The sequence below is a fragment of the Methylocystis sp. B8 genome, from assembly GCF_005771425.1.
Taxonomy (GTDB): Bacteria; Pseudomonadota; Alphaproteobacteria; order Rhizobiales; family Beijerinckiaceae; genus Methylocystis.
Window position 1 is genome coordinate 79865 of record NZ_VBTZ01000007.1, and the last position, 15495, is coordinate 95359.

The following is a 15495-nucleotide window of genomic DNA, read 5'->3' on the forward strand; positions in this document are numbered from 1 at the left end:
GCTCGGGAGTGCCGGGTGGCGGCGCGTCACGGGGGATGAAGCATGACGGACGCCGCCGAGGATCTTCAGAGGTCCTCATCCCGCGAGATTGACGCGATAGACGATCTCGACGGCGACCGGCTTCGCGAATATTGCGGCGTGTTCGGCGTCTTCGATTTGCCAGACGCCGCAGCGATCGCCGCGCTGGGCCTGCACGCGCTGCAACATCGCGGACAAGAGGCGGCCGGCATTGTCACTTTCGACGGCGGCCGTTTCCATGGCGAACGCCGTTTGGGACTCGTCGGCGACCATTTCTCTCAGGAAAGCGCGATCGAGCGCCTGCCGGGCGCCGCCGCAATCGGCCATGTGCGCTACGCGACCACCGGCGAGACCATGCTGCGCAATGTTCAGCCGCTATTCGCGGAACTGAACACGGGCGGTTTCGCGGTCGCTCACAACGGCAACCTGACCAACGCGCAAACCCTGCGGCGCGAGCTGATCCGCGAAGGCGCGATCTTCCAGTCGACCTCGGACACCGAGGTCATTCTTCATCTCGTCGCACGCAGCCGCAGGCCGCTGCTCATCGACCGATTCATCGAAGCGCTGCGTTCGATCGAAGGCGCTTATTCGCTCGTTGCGCTAACTAATAAGAAGCTTATTGGCGCGCGCGATCCGCTCGGCATTCGTCCGCTCGTCATCGGCGAACTCAACGGAAAATATATTCTCGCGTCAGAGACCTGCGCGCTCGACATCATCGGCGCGCGCTTCGTGCGCGACGTGATGAATGGCGAGGTCGTCGTTATTTCGGAGAGCGGTCTCGAGAGCTTGCGACCTTTTCCGCCGCAGCCGATGCGCCCGTGCATCTTCGAATATATCTATTTCGCCCGTCCCGACTCCATCGTGCATGGCCGTCCGGTCTATGACGTGCGCAAGGCGATGGGCGCCGAGCTTGCGCGCGAACGTCCGATCGACGCAGATGTCGTGGTGCCGGTGCCCGACTCCGGCGTGCCGGCGGCGATCGGCTATTCGCAGCAGTCCGGCGTCCCGTTCGAACTCGGCATTATCCGCAACCACTATGTCGGGCGCACCTTCATCGAGCCGACGCAAATCGCGCGTGATTTTGGCGTGCGCATGAAGCATAGCGCCAATCGCTGCGTCGTCGCCGGAAAGCGCGTGATCCTCATCGACGATTCAATCGTGCGCGGCACGACCTCGGTAAAAATCGTGCAAATGATGCGCGACGCAGGCGCCACGGAAGTGCACTTTCTTATTTCGTCGCCGCCGATCACCAATCCGGATTATTACGGGATCGACACGCCGCAGAAGGAGAAGCTGCTCGCCGCGACGCATACGCTCGAGGAGATGCGCGAATATATCGGTTGCGACTCGCTGGCCTTCCTGTCGGTCGACGGCATCTATCGCTCCATGGGCTATGAGCGCCGCGATCCTGTTCGGCCGCAGTTCACCGACCACTGCTTCACTGGCGACTATCCCACCTCGCTGACCGATCTCGTCGGCGAAAATCGCGCGCAACTTTCGCTATTGGCCGAGGCGAGTTGACAAGCGGGTGACCTCGACACCCTAGGCTTTGACGTTGCTGTTGACGAAATGATTCCTGAGATCACCGCGTGAAGCCTCCCCGCATCGTACTTGTGACCGGCGCGTCGCGCGGCATCGGCCGCGCGCTCGCGCTCGAACTCGCCCGCGCCGGCGCGCATGTCGTCGCCTTGGCGCGCACGCAAGGCGGACTCGAAGAACTCGACGACGAAATCCGCGCACAAGGTGGCCAAGCGACGCTCGTTCCTTGCGATCTTGCCGACTTCGACGCGCTTGATCGTCTCGGCGCGGCGCTTTTCGAACGCTGGGGCAAACTCGACGCCTTTGTCGGCAACGCAGGTCTGCTTGGTCCGCTGTCGCCGCTCGCTCATGTCGACCCGAAGGACTGGAATCGCGTCATGGCGGTCAATGTCACGGCGAATTGGCGGCTGATCCGTTCGCTCGACCCGCTTCTGCGCGCATCGGGCGCCGGGCGCGTCGTCTTCATCACGTCGGGTGCGGCGCACCGCGCGACCATGAAGCCGTTTTGGGGCCCTTACGCGGTCTCGAAGGCGGCGCTCGAAGCGATAGCCCGCACTTATGCGTCGGAAGTCGTCGGTGACGGCGTCACCGTGATGCTGGCCAATCCGGGTCCGCTGCGCACGCGCATGCGCGCTCAGGCGATGCCAGGCGAAGATCCGATGACCCTCCGAACGCCTGACGAATTTGCAAAAAAATGCCTCGCGCTGCTGACGCCGGAATGGCGCGAGAGCGCGAGGCTTTATGATTTTCCCACCGACCGGCTACTGAGTTTCTCAGCGCCGACGTAGAGCGCGCGGCTCTAGGGCCGCGCGTTAGAGGCTAGCTCAGCCTCTGTGCCAGTGGTGATGATGGACATGGTGGCGGCGCGGCATCGGCGGAGGCGGCGGCGGCACATAGGCGAGCGTCAAGCGCTCGACGCCAGCGGTCAAACCCACGCCGGAGCCCGCTTCCATCGTGAAGGGCTGCAGCGAGAAAGTGTTATCGGATCCGCCGACGAGGATGGCCCCGCCGCCGCCGACGACGACCTTGGCGGTAACCTCAGGACCGACATAGTAGCCGGCGAGAGCCCCGGGTCCGATGTGGTTCGTGGCCGCGACAACGCCCCAGGCAAGCTCGCCAGGACCATTGATCGTCACATTCGCGCCAACCTTGGTGAGCGTGCCGATGTAATGAGCAGGAATCGCGCCTTCCGCATCGTCGCGATAGATGCAGTCCAACTGCTGATTTTCGACCAGAACGCTGATGCCATTACCCATCAGCCGGCACTGTAAGGTGCCCACGCGATCGCCCGCGAACGCGCTCGCCGGCGCCAACAGCGCCAAAAGGCAAGCGCCGCTCAGCGCGCGACCCAATCCAAACTTCAGCATTTAGACCTCCTCTTCCTGATTTGCGGCGGCGACGCCTGAAGCGGAGCCACAAACGCACGTCCTTGCAGTACAGAACAGGCGCCAAAAAGCAACAGCGCCGCTCCAGCCGGAAGCCGACCTATGTCACGATTTGTCAGAAAGAACCTGTGCGCGGGCGCACTTAGCCCGCCAGTCGCCAGCCAAGCTTTGCTGCCTCGTCAAACCTTCACAGCGCTTGCAAAGACCTTGGAAGAGTCCGATTTTTAAAGTCAATCGAAAGGCCGAGGCGATCCGTGTCGAATTCTCATCCGCTTCCAGTTCTCATGGACCAGGGGCTGTCGCAGTCTGACGTCGAGGCGCTGCGGTCCGCCGTCGCGGCGCTGGAAAGACAGAGCTTTGCATCGCGGCTCGCCGGACTGGCGAGCCGACAGCTCAATTTTGGCGCGCTGACTCTGCCGCCACGGCTACAAACTGCAGTCGCCGCCGCCACGCGAAAGGCTCTCGCAGCGGCGATGAAGATGGCCTTAGCCAGCCTCGACGCACAGCCAGCAAAAGACTCCATAAGGATTCACCGCCGCCTCGCGGCGCTGACGGGCGGCGTCGGCGGCGCCGTCGGTCTCGTCAGCCTTCCGCTTGAACTGCCGCTGTCGACGACGATCATGCTGCGCTCGATCGCGGAAATCGCGCAGGCCGAGGGAGAGGACTTGCGACACCCCGGCGCGGCCCTCGCCTGCCTCGAAGTCTTCGCGCTCGGCGGCCATTCCGCGGAAGGCAGTGTCTTGGAGGGCGGCTATTTGGCGTTGCGCGCCGTGCTCGCGAAATCCGTGTCCGACGCCGCGCGTTTTCTCACTGTCCGGCAGGTTTCCAACGAAGCGGCGCCTGCTCTCGCACGTCTGATTGGCGCGATCGGGACGCGTTTTGGCGTCGTCGTATCGCAAAAAACCGCCGCGCAAGCCGTGCCTGTCATTGGCGCGATCAGCGGCGCGGCGATCAATGTCGCCTTCACCGAGCACTTCCAAAGCCTCGCGCGCGGTCATTTCGTCGTCCGCCGATTAGAACGCCTCTACAGCCCCGCCGTCGTGCACGCCGAATATGCGAGAATCGCTCGCTCTGAGGGCTATTGGAACGATCCGTCGCAGGCGGCGTGAAGGCGATTAGGGCCGACGGCGTAGGGCCTCGGCGAGGTGTTTGACCTGCTTCGTTGTGGCGATGCTCGATTCATTTTCTTCCAGCAGAATGAAATCGGCCCCGGCGAGGTTTTCATCGAGTTCCTCTGATGTGGCCGGCAGTCGTTCGCCATTAGAGGCGTCGCCGCGCGCGCGCCGGTAGTGACCGAGTTCAATCCCGTTGTCTTCAGTCCGCATATAGAACCAGTAGTCGATTTGCGGTGGACACGGCGCGAGCGTCGCCGCCGCCAAAACTTGATGCAGGAAGCTGCCTCCAAGGGCCAGCAGCCGCGGCGTCTGCGCGCAATCGCCCTTCTCCCCTGCCCGGCCGATCGCCGCCGTGGGATAATGCGAGTCAGGCCATAAAAGATTCATAAGGTCCAGCAGATCGCGGTCCGTGCCCGAAGCCTCGGACGCCGGCGCTGACGTAAACTCCAGCACGCCAAGCGGAGAATTGGGAACCGCGCGCGTCGCTTCGCGCATGGCAAGCGCGCCGCCGACGCTGTTCCAATGCGTTCCGCCGCGCGGAAAGAGCGGCAACGGCTGTTTGGACTTTTCCGACTCAATCAGCGCTGCGCCATCGACGTACCGCACGCCAGCTCCATTGAGCGCGGCGCGGTATGGCGCGAGCTTCTCTGGCATCGCCGTCGCATGCGCAAAGCAAGTCGCCGACCTCGGCAGATCCTCCGGGTATCGTGCAGCCTTCGACGGCGAAATGAGGAAGACGAAGCTCTTCCCCCGCGCTTGCGCGATCTCCTGGATTTCGTGCAGCGTCAACGACCAGGCGCTCACGCGCGAAGGATCGAAAGCGCCGTCACGGGCGCAAAACTCGTCGATATAGAACTGCTCATAGAGCTGGCCGTTTCGGCCGATCACGACTCCTGGCGCCGCCGAGCCGCCGAAAGCCGAAAAGACGAGCTGATTTTTCGCGCGCACGGAAATGGGAAAAACCGGCGACATTCGGCCGAGATTTGCAGAGACGGCCTTTTGCGTTTCGCCGGAAAGGAAGGCCTCAAGAGTCCAAGGCGCGGGCTTTGGTTTTGCCACTCCGTAAAGCGGCCAGGAGCTGCGGATACGCAGCTTCGGCCAATCGCCTTCGACGGCGAAATTCCACAAATTGGCGAGAAAAAGAAAGGCGATGAATCCCGCGCATCCAAAGATCGGCAGTCGCGCGAGCGTGAGCGACTTGAGAAACGCGTTCACGCCCTCAGGACGAACAGGCGCGTTAATCGCCGTTGCAGCTTCTCCTTCGAGTTGCCCGATGCGCTTGTCGATTTCTGCGAGATCGCTCATCGATTAGAACCGGAAGTAGATGAACGGCTTGAAAGGATCGGCGAGTCCCTTCGCCAGCGCGGCGAGGAAGAGCATGGAAAGCGCGCTGTTTGACGCCAAGGCGAAACGCTGCGCCGCGCTTCCCCAATCGAAGTCCTTGACGTAAAGCGACAGCCGCTGCGCGACGCAAATCGCTGCGGCGATCAACGCGACGACGATATATTCCTCCGGAATGGCGACGGCCGCGCTCGATTGCGCCCATGGATTAGCCATCAGCGCAAGAAGCGCGCCGGCTTGAGACAGAGAGGTTGCGCGAAAAAATGTCCAGCCGACGACGACGATAACCATCGCGATGAGATTGGCGAACCAGTCCGGCAATTGCTGGAGGCGCTTCACCAAAAACAACCGGTCGAGCACAAGGAACACGCCGTTATAGACGCCCCAGACCACATAGGTCCATGCCGCGCCGTGCCAGATTCCCGAGGCCAAAAAGCAGATCCAAAGATTGAAATAGGTGCGCGCTTCGCCGCGCCGATTGCCGCCAAGCGGAAAATATAAATATTCGCGAATCCAGCTCGTCAGCGATATGTGCCAGCGCCGCCAAAAATCTGTGATGCTCGTCGCCACATAGGGCATGTTGAAATTTTCTAGAAGCCGGAAGCCGAACATGCGCCCAAGTCCGATCGCCATGTCGGAATAGCCGGAGAAGTCGAAATAGATTTGGAAGGTGAAGAACAGCACGCCAGCCCAAGCTTCTGCGAAACCGAGTCCGCCGACGTCGCGCGCAAAGATCAGGTCTGCGCCGCTCGCAAGCGTATCAGCGAAGAGCAGCTTCTTCACGACGCCGAGCATGAAGCGCGAGAATCCCATGACGAAGTCGTCGACGTCGGCGTGCGGCATCGCTTCGAATTGGCGCGCGATGTCGTGATATTTGATGATCGGGCCGGCAAGGAGCTTCGGAAAGAAAAAAACGTAAAGCCCGTAAAGCAGAGAACTGCGCGCCGGCGCCGTGACGCCGCGATAGACATCGACAAGATAGGTGATCTTTTCAAAGACGATGAAGCTGACGCCGATCGGCAATGCGATCTGTGGGATGTTGATCCCCGGAAGCGTCAACGCCTTCAGGATCGCATCGAGATTGAGCGCGAGAAAGCCCGTGTATTTATAATAGACGAGGATCGCCAGATTGGCGACGACGCCGAGCGCGAGCCAGCGCTTACGAACGTCATACTCTGACGACGTGGCGATCTTCTGCGCCACGTAAAGGTCGAGCGTGACCGACGCAAAGACGAGGAAGATGAAGACCGGCTCGCTCCAAGCGTAAAAGACGACGCTCGCCGCAAAAAGGATGACGGCGCGGCGCACGCGGACTTCGCCGAAAAAGAGATAGATGAGAAAAACCGCCGGCCCGAATAGAAACAGGAACAGCGGCTCGTAGAAAAGCATGATTTTCCTGCGTTCGTCGGCGCGCCGGCGCGAGCGCGAAAGCCTGCGGCTTCTACCAAAACCACCCCAGTTGGGCAAGAAAACGGCTGTGAGGAAGGCCGGCGGGATCGCTTGCGCAGGCGCCGGGTTCCGCTTATTCACCCCTCCATGGCCGCTGATTTTTCTCCCAAGTCCGATTTCCTGCGCGCGCTCATCGAGCGCGGCTTCATCCATCAATGCTCGGATTTCGAGGGCCTGGACGAGAAGGCGCGGTCGGGCGCGCTCTCCGCTTATATTGGATTCGACTGCACCGCGCCGTCGCTCCATGTCGGGTCGCTGCTGCCGATCATGATGCTTGCCTGGCTGCAGCGCGCCGGCGGCAAGCCGTTGCCGCTCATGGGCGGCGGCACGACGCGCGTCGGCGATCCCTCCGGCAAGGATGAAAGCCGCAAGCTTTTGACCGTTGAACAGATCGACGCGAACAAGGCGTCGATCAAAACCGTCTTCGAACGCTTCCTCACATTCGGCGACGGCGCAACCGATGCGCAGATGCTCGACAACGCCGATTGGCTGATCGGTCTGAACTACATCGATTTTCTACGCGACGTCGGGCGTCATTTCTCCGTCAACCGCATGCTGACAATGGACTCGGTCAAGCTGCGGCTCGAGCGCGAGCATGAACTCTCCTTTATCGAGTTCAACTATATGTGCCTGCAGGCTTATGACTTCGTCGAGATCAACAGGCGTTACGGCGCGCTGCTGCAGATGGGCGGCTCGGACCAATGGGGCAATATCGTCACCGGCATCGATCTCGGCCGGCGCATGGGTTGCCCGCAGCTTTATGCGCTCACCTCGCCGCTGCTGACGACGACGTCTGGCGCCAAGATGGGCAAGAGCGAAGCCGGCGCCGTCTGGCTCAACGCCGATATATTGTCGCCTTATGACTATTGGCAGTATTGGCGCAACACGGAAGACGCCGACGTTGCGCGCTTCTTGAAGCTCTTCACCTTCCTGCCGATGGAAGAGATCACGCGCCTCGCGGCGCTGCAAGGCGCCGAAATCAACGAAGCGAAGAAAACGCTCGCGACAGAAGCGACGGCGCTCATTCACGGCCGCACGGCGGCGGATGCGGCCGCTGAAACCGCGCGTGCGACATTCGAAGAAGGCGCGCTTGCTTTGTCGCTTCCCAAGGTCGCCATTTCGGCTGAGGAAGTCGCTGCGGGCCTTGGCGTGCTGACGGCCTTCGTAAGAGCCGGACTCGTTGCCTCGACGGGAGAAGCGCGGCGTCAGATCAAAGGCGGCGGACTGCGCGTCAACGATGCGCCAGTGACCGACGAACGCGGCGTCATTGGAGAAGGAGAGTTTGCCGGCGACGGCGTCGTCAAACTCTCGCTTGGCAAAAAGAAGCACGTGCTGCTCGAGCGCGCTTAGCTTCACGCGCTTTGCGCTCACACGCCGCTATTGCGGCATCCGCGCGGTGCCGTCGATGACGCCCATAATCTTGCGCATCAATCCCGGCGCGATCGCCGACAGCGGATTGACGTTGATCGAAGGAGACGAGAGCGCGCCATAGAGGCGATAGCTCAGGCCGAAGACGCCTTCATGCTGTCCGCCGGCGAGAACGACGCCGACAACCGGAATGTTCGACAATAGGCTGTTCAACGCATAGGCCGGCACATAGGTGCCGACGAGATCCAGCCGCTCGTGTTGGAAGTCGATGTAGCCGTCGAAGGTAAGGCCGATCTCGGGACCCGACAGGACGCCGTCACGCACCGCGAGTTGTCCGCCCGACCAGCTGAATTCGCTCTCCAATTTGCCAACGCGCACGAGATCAGGATCGAAGCGATAGTTGCCGCGATCGTCGGCGCGCGCTGTTCCGCTTTGCGCCATCAGTTGGCGCACGGTCGGCTCGCCACGGACATAAAAGTCACGAATGCGCAATGCGCCGTCTGCGCGGCTCTGGCCAAGCTGCACGGTCGCGGCCAGCGCGCCGCTGTCCATCTTCCGATAGACATCGAGGAAAGAGAGAAGCGAACCGCCGTCGTTCGTCGAAATTTCCAACTGCGGCTGGCCATTTGGGTTTCGGCTCATCCCGACGGAGACTTGTTCGCGGCCGAAGAAACCCGTCACCGCCACGGCGCGCGGCTTGCCGCCGCGCCGCTCCACTTTCAGATCGACGTTGGTGAGAATTTGCTTGTTATGGCCGGTGACGATCGGCGACTTGAAATCGAGATCGAGGTCTTCAATCGTTCCCTTGCCGCCGCGGTCGGCGGCGCGCAGCAGCCCCTGCATCATCGGACGCGCGTCAAAATTCGCGCCGCGTGCGACGATCTTCACCGCCTCGCCGGCGCGTTGCGCATCGACATGCATGTCGTCTCCAGGCGAAAGACGCGCCTGCGCGAAATGAGCGGCGCGGAAAGCGCCGTCGCGCCCGAATTCAATGGAGCCCTGCGCCTGCGTCGGCCCGGCGTCGAATATGAATTGCTCAAGCGCCATCCCTTCGCCGCGGTGCGTCAGCACGAAGGAGGCCTTTGCGGGCTTTCCAGGAGGCTTCACGAGTCCCGGCAGCGGATTGTCGAAATTCGTTCGCGTGAGGTCGAGGTCGAACTGCATATCGACGTCGTCGACCGGCAATGGCGTGCGTATCGTCGCCAGAATTGGACCGCCGACGCCTGCGATGGCATAGCCCGCACGCTGGCGCGCCGCGTCGTCGAAGGTGAAAGCCACCTGCGCTTGGGCCGCGCCTTTTTCGCCAAAGGCGCGTCGCACGTCGAGGGTCGCCGGCGCGCCGTAAATATGCCCGGTTCCGTTGACGCGCAGTCCGCTCCCATCGGCGACAATATGCAGAGCGCCGCCTTCGAGTTTTTCCCTTCCGATCAGCCTGTCGATGACGAGGTTTGACGTCGTTGCGTCAACTGCGAATGTTGTGGCCTCGTCGCGGGCCGTCAAACCCGTCTCAAAATCGACGCGCAGACGTCCTTCGATCGTTCCTTTCAGCGCGCCGCGATCGACGGGAACTGACGCATGTTCGGCGATCGCCGGCAGTGAGAGAAGGTCGGCCACCGCTTCGACGTCGCCGCCGACATCGACTTCGACCGTTGCGGGCGTCGGACGCAGCGCGCTGTTCGCCACGATGAAGCGGCCCGCGGACAGCGCGAGGCGCCGGCCCGGCCCGATCGCCATGACGCCTGAGGACGCGACGAAAGACGTCGTTTGTCCGGTGATGCGCAAATGGCCGTTGATGCCGGTCAACGGCGCCATGCCCGGCAAGATGTCGGTGACCGCGGCTCCTTCGATGTCTGTCTCGGCGAACAGCGATCGATCTGGCGGCGCCTGCTCGTAACGCATTGCGGTGAGCGCCGCGCCGTCAAAGTCGGCGGCGTATTGGGCGCGTCTCAAAACGCCGGCCGGCACATGATCCACGAACCAGGCGCGCACGGACGGCGCGACATGGGTCGGCCACAGGCGCGCGAGCGCGCGTATCTGAGTCTCCTCAATTCCCATTTTGAGCGTAATGCGAATATCGTCGCGCCAGCTCACGGCCCCATTGAGTGCGATATTGGTTTCGGGGCCGCTAAACGCGAACTTGTCGATAACGATCTGGCGTTGGTCACGGAACAGGCGCGCATTGAGCATTCCGCTATCGATCCGCACATTCTTCTCGCCTCGGCGCTCTGGCGCGACAAGGGTTGGCGCCTTCAGACGCAGGCCGATTGTCCATGGACCGTCGAGGCTCGCCGCATCGGCGATGGTCGCGGCGCCAACGGGCGGGCGCGCCTCGCCAACGACCGTCATGTCAAGGCCGCCAGCTTTGAACACGAGCGGCGCGATCACGACTTTGCGCCCAACTCTATCCCATGTCGCGACGCCAGCGACCTTTTCGATCATCACCGGCTCATGGTCTGGCTCATCAAAGCGGAAATAGCCGCGACCGACTTCTGCTTGGCCCGACGCCTCTAGAATCTCATCGCCCGCGCCGAGCGCAAATTGTAAATCGAAGGAGAGCGGCGCGTCAGTATCGAACCGCGTGGTGCGAAAACCGCCCGCAAGCGCAATTTCGTCGATCGATAAGCCGCGAAACTGCGCGTGGAAATCGCGCCGTCCTCCCGGCGCGCCCTTTGCGACGGCGACGGCGGTCCAACGCCCGGAGGGACCATTGGCCGCCGCTGAGAAGCGCATGCCGTTGGCGCCCTTGTCGAGACTGAGCGTCACGTCTTCGTAGCGTATGGAGTGATCGCTTGTGCGATCGTCGATCGTGAGGCGACCATGCGCGACGCCAAGGCGATCGAGCGCGCCAATGGGACTGTTCGGGCTCGTGGCGAGATCCATAAGTCCGCGCAAGGCCTCGGTGGCGTCCCGCAAGAGGGTCGCGCGCTTCGCTTCAGGACCATTCGCCGCCGACTCCGGCCCCTCGGGCGCTGTGGGCGCCTTTGCCGCAACGGGGTGAGCGCCGGCGGAAATGGCGACGGCGCCGTCTGGATCAACGGAAAGCCGCAAATCCAGATTGAGAACTTCGAGCCGGCGCAGCTTCACCCGGCCGATCAACAGGGAAGGGAAATCGACGGACAGCTCAGCGCGCGGCGCGGCCACGATCGGACGGCCGTCTTTCTTGACGATGAAATTGTCTACGGAGAGCGTCGGACCATGATCGCCATTGCCGATCGAGGCGGTGGCGAGCGAGAAGTCGTAGCGGTCGCCCGCCAGTTCATTCAGCGATTGGACGATGCGCGGCGCGAGCCAGGCGAAGGTGATCGAGCCCTGCGACAAAAGCAGAAAGAAGCCGCCGAACGTCAGCGCGCAAAGCAGCACTGCGGCGAGTCCGCTGAGCAAGATCAGACGACAAACTCCGCGGCGCGGCGCCCAAAAACTCGGCGGTCGCCACGCTGCGCGACAGGCTCGCGCCATCAAACGCCATGCGGCGTCGACAACGTTTTCGCCGCCGCTAGGCTTGCGCCCTACCCTGTCGGTCAACTCGTCTCGCTTTCGGCTCGATCGCAGCTTGGGCGCGGGCAATGGGCCAGATCTTGCCGGCTGGCGCGCAGTCTGCATTCTACCGTCTGATTTTAGCTGCAGATGCGACGAAAGGAAGGCGCCATGAACTCAACCGTCACCGCCAAGGCTACGATAAAGGGGACGGCCTTAAAAGAGGGAGACATAGCGCCTGCCTTCGATCTCCCGGGGGCGGGAGGAGAAAAGCTGTCTCTTGCAGCGCTCAAGGGCAAGAAAGTCGTCCTCTATTTCTACCCTAAGGACGACACCTCGGGCTGCACCAAGGAAGCCATAGATTTCAATGGGCTGCGCGACAAATTTGCGAAGGCGAAGACCGTGATCGTCGGAATGTCGCCCGATCCGATCAAAAGCCACGACAAGTTTCGGGCGAAATATGAGTTGGCGCTGCCGCTCGCGTCAGATGAGAAAAAAGAGACGCTCAACGCCTATGGCGTCTGGGTCGAGAAGAGCATGTATGGCCGCAAATATATGGGCGTCGAGCGCACCACGGTGCTGATCGGCCCCGATGGCCGCATCGCCAAAATCTGGCGCAAGGTGAAGGTGCCGGGGCACGCCGAAGAAGTTTTGGCTGCGGCGAAGGCGCTGTAGGCGCCTGCCCGCGGCCGTGACTTCAGTTGTGGTCGTGCTCGGCCGCCGGAGCGGCGTCGGCCGGCGGAGCCGCGCCCGGCCTCAGTTTGGCGATGAGCCTGGCCATATCCTCGGCCCCCTTCTTCGCCGCCATGAGATCCGGCTTCGCCGCCAGCGCCGCGTCATAATCAGCTTTGGCGCGGGCGAAGTCCTTCTTGGCGCGCCAGGCGTTGGCGCGGTTGACCAGAGCCCCGACATAGTTGGCGTCGATTTTTAGCGCCGCGTCGAAGTCGGCGATCGCTTTGTCGAATTCGCCCTTGGCGTACAGGCAGGCGCCGCGACCATTGCGCGCCGCCGCGAGTTTCGAATCGCGTTTGGCCGCTTCGGAAAAGGCGCCAATGGCGCGGTCGTGATCGCCCTTCGCGTGATGCAGGGCGCCAGCCGTGACGAGCGGCGCAGTGGCCTTTGGATCGGCTTTCGCCGCCTCTTCGAGATCGGCAAGGGCCTTTTCGACGTCGCCCTTTGCTCGCCAGATGTGGGCGCGTGCGAGAAGCGCCGCGGCGTTCTTCTTGTCGAGGACGATGGCCCGATCATAGTCGGCGAGCGCGCTGTCGAGATCGCCCTTGGCGTGATGCGCAGCGCCGCGCGCAGCTAAAACCACCGACGATTTCGGCTCAATCTCCAGCGCCTTGCCGAAATCTTCAAGCGCGTGCGCATAGTCGCCCTTCGCCTGGTAGGCGCCAGCGCGATTGACATAGGCCGCCGCCTGGTTGTGCGGGGTCTCCTTGTCGATCTTTTGAATGACCTGCGTGCATCCGGCGATGCGCGCATCCGGATCTTGAACCCGGCATTGACCCCAGCCTGGGCTGACGCCGCCGCCTTGATGCGTGGCCAGAGCTGGCGCGCCGACAAGCGCCGAGGCGATGATAAGAATCGCTGGAAACCGCGCCCGCGCGGCCGTTCGCGCAGCGGAACTGAATGATTCATGCATGTGTTGGACGTGGCCTCCGGATAGAGTGGCGGCGGCATGCTAACCCAACAGGCGCCGCCCGCAACTGGGAAATGCTGCTTATGTGACAGCCGAGCCTGTCCGGTTCGCAACCCGCAATTGTGGCCAGGCTGGGCTGGATGCGGCCAAGCCACGCTGAACCGTCTCCAATTCGGCTTAAGGACTTCAGACTCGAAACAAAAACGTCTAAAACAGAAGTCAAATGAGTCTTCTCACCACCAAGGCCGAACTGACTGCGGTCTGCGACCGCTTCGCTCAGCATCCCTTCGTAACAGTCGACACCGAGTTTTTGCGCGAGACGACATTCTGGCCGCGGGTGTGCGTCATCCAGCTCGCATCGCCGGAAGAAGCCGTGGCGATCGACGCCCTCGCCGAGGACCTCGATCTAGCGCCGTTTTTCGAGCTGATGGCCAATCCCGACGTCGTCAAAGTGTTCCACGCTGCTCGTCAGGACCTCGAAATCATCTGGCGCCTCGCGCGACTCATTCCCGCACCGCTTTTCGACACGCAGGTCGCGGCGATGGTCTGCGGATTCGGCGAGCAAGCCTCCTATCTTGAGCTCGTTAAAGCGATCACGCGCGCCAATCTCGACAAGTCTTCGCGTTTCACCGACTGGTCGCGCCGTCCGCTTTCGGAGGCGCAGATCGACTACGCCATCGCCGACGTCACTCATCTTCGCGACATTTACGCAGCGCTCCGCGCGCGGCTTGAACGCTCCAATCGCCTTGAATGGCTCGCGGACGAGATGCAGACCCTCACTTCGCCCGCGACCTATGAACAGCATCCAGAAAATGCCTGGGAGCGGCTACGCCATCGGGCGCGCAAGCCGCGGGATCTCGCCGTGCTGATGCAGCTTGCCGCCTGGCGCGAATTGGAGGCGCAAACACGCGACGTGCCGCGTTCGCGAGTTTTGAAGGACGAGGTGCTCCTAGAAATCGCGCAAGCCGCGCCGCGCTCAATCGAAGCGCTCGGCAATTTGCGCTCCTTTCCAAAGGGCATGGAGCGCTCGCGCGCGGGGGCGGACATCGTCGCCGCGGTGGAGCGCGGCGTCGCGCGCGACCCGACCACGGTCCCGCGCATCGAGCGCGATCGACGAAATTCGAACGGCGCGACAGTCGAATTGCTCAAAGTCTTATTGCGTCAGGTGGCGGAAGAGACGGGCGTCGCCGCCAAGATGATCGCGACCGTCGACGACCTCGAAGCCATCGCTCAGGACGATGACGCCGACATCCAGGCGCTGAAGGGCTGGCGCCGCGCGATCTTCGGCGAAAAGGCTCTAGAACTGAAACGTGGGAGGCTCGCGCTGGCGGTGGAAAACGGCCGTGTCGTGACTTTTGACTGGCAAGAGGCCGCCGAACGCGCAACTGCTGAATAATATGGGGATTTTTTATACCGCAGCGCAAAAATAGTCATTTCAACGCGCGTGCCGACGTTGCGATGACCAAAATTTTAGCTTGCTAAAACCTAATTAAATTTCATCATCTTAAAGAGTTTTTTATCCTGCCTTTTTGCACCGCACTGTTGTCATGGTGCGTTGCAGTATCCATCTTTCGGTTCGAGCGAGACGCGCTGGCTCATGCCCGCTCGCGCGCCTTTGCTTCGAAGATGGAAAGGAAAGACATGACCACAGGAAAACGAATTGTCGCGGCGGCGTTCGGCGGAGCGCTGTGCCTTGCAACAAGCTCGGGCCTGTCCGCCGCCGACGCTTCCGTGACCATGAAGCCACTCATGGCGGCAAGCTTTGACGCCGGGTCAAAGCATGTCGTGAGTTATTTCGCCTCGGGCGAGAACGGCTGCCGTCTGACGATGATGGTGATCGATTCAGCCCTGGACGAGGAGGCGACGCCCGCGACTCAGGCGACGCGTCTTGTCGTCACCGTTGCGGATGGGAAAACCGCGCATTTTGACTCGGCGGTAGGCTCGACTTTGCGTTTCAGTTGCGCTCAGGGCGCCGAAACCATGCGGGTCGACAAGATCAACCGGGTCGCCGCCCACCCCGCGGCCGAATAATCGTTGCGATGCGGCGACGCCTACGGCGCCGCCGCATCGTGGCTCTATCGAAACCCTGGAATTGACCACGGCTGGCCTTTGCGTCTGCCGCGGCGCTCGTGACTATGGTTGCGAATAAGACCAGTTCCAGGGA

At 62.1% G+C, this 15495-nt stretch carries 12 protein-coding genes; 7 read left to right on the top strand and 5 right to left on the bottom strand.

Going from position 1 to position 15495, the window contains the following annotated elements:
- Positions 1-42 precede the first annotated feature (42 nt).
- Together purF and FEV16_RS12425 are read left to right on the top strand one after the other, a co-directional pair.
- Positions 43-1539: an amidophosphoribosyltransferase gene (purF, locus tag FEV16_RS12420; RefSeq protein WP_138167951.1), complete on the top strand. Its 1497-nt coding sequence runs from the start codon at positions 43-45 to the stop codon at positions 1537-1539.
- A 68-nt stretch (positions 1540-1607) separates the two neighbouring features.
- Positions 1608-2345, top strand: a complete 738-nt coding sequence (locus tag FEV16_RS12425; protein ID WP_138167952.1) for an SDR family NAD(P)-dependent oxidoreductase — start codon at positions 1608-1610, stop codon at positions 2343-2345.
- Between the two features lie 36 nt (positions 2346-2381).
- On the opposite strand, the gene FEV16_RS12430 is transcribed toward FEV16_RS12425, so the two are convergent.
- A complete protein-coding gene (locus FEV16_RS12430) occupies positions 2382-2924 on the bottom strand; it encodes a DUF992 domain-containing protein (protein ID WP_138167953.1) in 543 nt (180 codons plus the stop codon).
- Positions 2925-3196: 272 nt separating this feature from the next.
- Between FEV16_RS12430 and FEV16_RS12435 the strand changes: the two genes are divergently transcribed.
- On the top strand, positions 3197-4051 hold the full coding sequence (locus FEV16_RS12435; protein ID WP_138167954.1) for an EcsC family protein: 855 nt from the start codon (positions 3197-3199) through the stop codon (positions 4049-4051).
- A gap of 6 nt (positions 4052-4057) precedes the next feature.
- Here the strand turns inward: FEV16_RS12435 and FEV16_RS12440 are convergent, their stop codons facing one another.
- Both FEV16_RS12440 and FEV16_RS12445 read right to left on the bottom strand, forming a co-directional pair.
- On the bottom strand, positions 4058-5362 hold the full coding sequence (locus tag FEV16_RS12440; RefSeq protein ID WP_138167955.1) for an alginate O-acetyltransferase: 1305 nt from the start codon (positions 5360-5362) through the stop codon (positions 4058-4060).
- Positions 5363-5365: 3 nt separating this feature from the next.
- The gene (locus FEV16_RS12445; protein ID WP_138167956.1) at positions 5366-6787 is read right to left on the bottom strand and encodes an MBOAT family O-acyltransferase; all 1422 of its coding nucleotides are present in this window, start codon (positions 6785-6787) and stop codon (positions 5366-5368) included.
- A 147-nt stretch (positions 6788-6934) separates the two neighbouring features.
- On the opposite strand from FEV16_RS12445, the gene tyrS reads away from it, so the two are divergent.
- Positions 6935-8197, top strand: a complete 1263-nt coding sequence (gene tyrS, locus FEV16_RS12450) for a tyrosine--tRNA ligase (RefSeq protein ID WP_138168052.1) — start codon at positions 6935-6937, stop codon at positions 8195-8197.
- 27 nt (positions 8198-8224) lie between these two features.
- Here tyrS and FEV16_RS12455 read toward each other — a convergent pair whose 3' ends face one another.
- Positions 8225-11596 carry an AsmA-like C-terminal region-containing protein gene (locus FEV16_RS12455; protein WP_246657308.1) on the bottom strand — a complete coding sequence of 1124 codons (3372 nt, stop codon included), beginning with the start codon at positions 11594-11596 and terminating at the stop codon, positions 8225-8227.
- 264 nt (positions 11597-11860) lie between these two features.
- On the opposite strand from FEV16_RS12455, the gene FEV16_RS12460 reads away from it, so the two are divergent.
- The gene (locus FEV16_RS12460; RefSeq protein WP_138167958.1) at positions 11861-12364 is read left to right on the top strand and encodes a peroxiredoxin; all 504 of its coding nucleotides are present in this window, start codon (positions 11861-11863) and stop codon (positions 12362-12364) included.
- Positions 12365-12386: 22 nt separating this feature from the next.
- On the opposite strand, the gene FEV16_RS12465 is transcribed toward FEV16_RS12460, so the two are convergent.
- On the bottom strand, positions 12387-13334 hold the full coding sequence (locus FEV16_RS12465) for a tetratricopeptide repeat protein (protein ID WP_138167959.1): 948 nt from the start codon (positions 13332-13334) through the stop codon (positions 12387-12389).
- A 220-nt stretch (positions 13335-13554) separates the two neighbouring features.
- Here FEV16_RS12465 and rnd point away from each other — a divergent pair, with 220 nt between their 5' ends.
- Together rnd and FEV16_RS12475 are read left to right on the top strand one after the other, a co-directional pair.
- Positions 13555-14727 carry a ribonuclease D gene (gene rnd, locus FEV16_RS12470; protein ID WP_138167960.1) on the top strand — a complete coding sequence of 391 codons (1173 nt, stop codon included), beginning with the start codon at positions 13555-13557 and terminating at the stop codon, positions 14725-14727.
- Between the two features lie 245 nt (positions 14728-14972).
- Entirely contained in the window at positions 14973-15362 is a 390-nt protein-coding gene (locus FEV16_RS12475; RefSeq protein WP_138167961.1) for a hypothetical protein, read from the top strand.
- The last annotated feature ends 133 nt before the right edge of the window (positions 15363-15495 follow it).

Coding starts and splice junctions, on each gene's coding strand:
- purF (WP_138167951.1), top strand. CDS start 43: ATGACGGACGCCGCCGAGGATCTTCAGAGGTCCTCATCCCGCGAGATT.
- FEV16_RS12430 (WP_138167953.1), bottom strand. CDS start 2,924: ATGCTGAAGTTTGGATTGGGTCGCGCGCTGAGCGGCGCTTGCCTTTTG.
- FEV16_RS12440 (WP_138167955.1), bottom strand. CDS start 5,362: ATGAGCGATCTCGCAGAAATCGACAAGCGCATCGGGCAACTCGAAGGA.
- FEV16_RS12445 (WP_138167956.1), bottom strand. CDS start 6,787: ATGCTTTTCTACGAGCCGCTGTTCCTGTTTCTATTCGGGCCGGCGGTT.
- tyrS (WP_138168052.1), top strand. CDS start 6,935: ATGGCCGCTGATTTTTCTCCCAAGTCCGATTTCCTGCGCGCGCTCATC.
- FEV16_RS12460 (WP_138167958.1), top strand. CDS start 11,861: ATGAACTCAACCGTCACCGCCAAGGCTACGATAAAGGGGACGGCCTTA.
- FEV16_RS12465 (WP_138167959.1), bottom strand. CDS start 13,334: ATGCATGAATCATTCAGTTCCGCTGCGCGAACGGCCGCGCGGGCGCGG.
- rnd (WP_138167960.1), top strand. CDS start 13,555: ATGAGTCTTCTCACCACCAAGGCCGAACTGACTGCGGTCTGCGACCGC.
- FEV16_RS12475 (WP_138167961.1), top strand. CDS start 14,973: ATGACCACAGGAAAACGAATTGTCGCGGCGGCGTTCGGCGGAGCGCTG.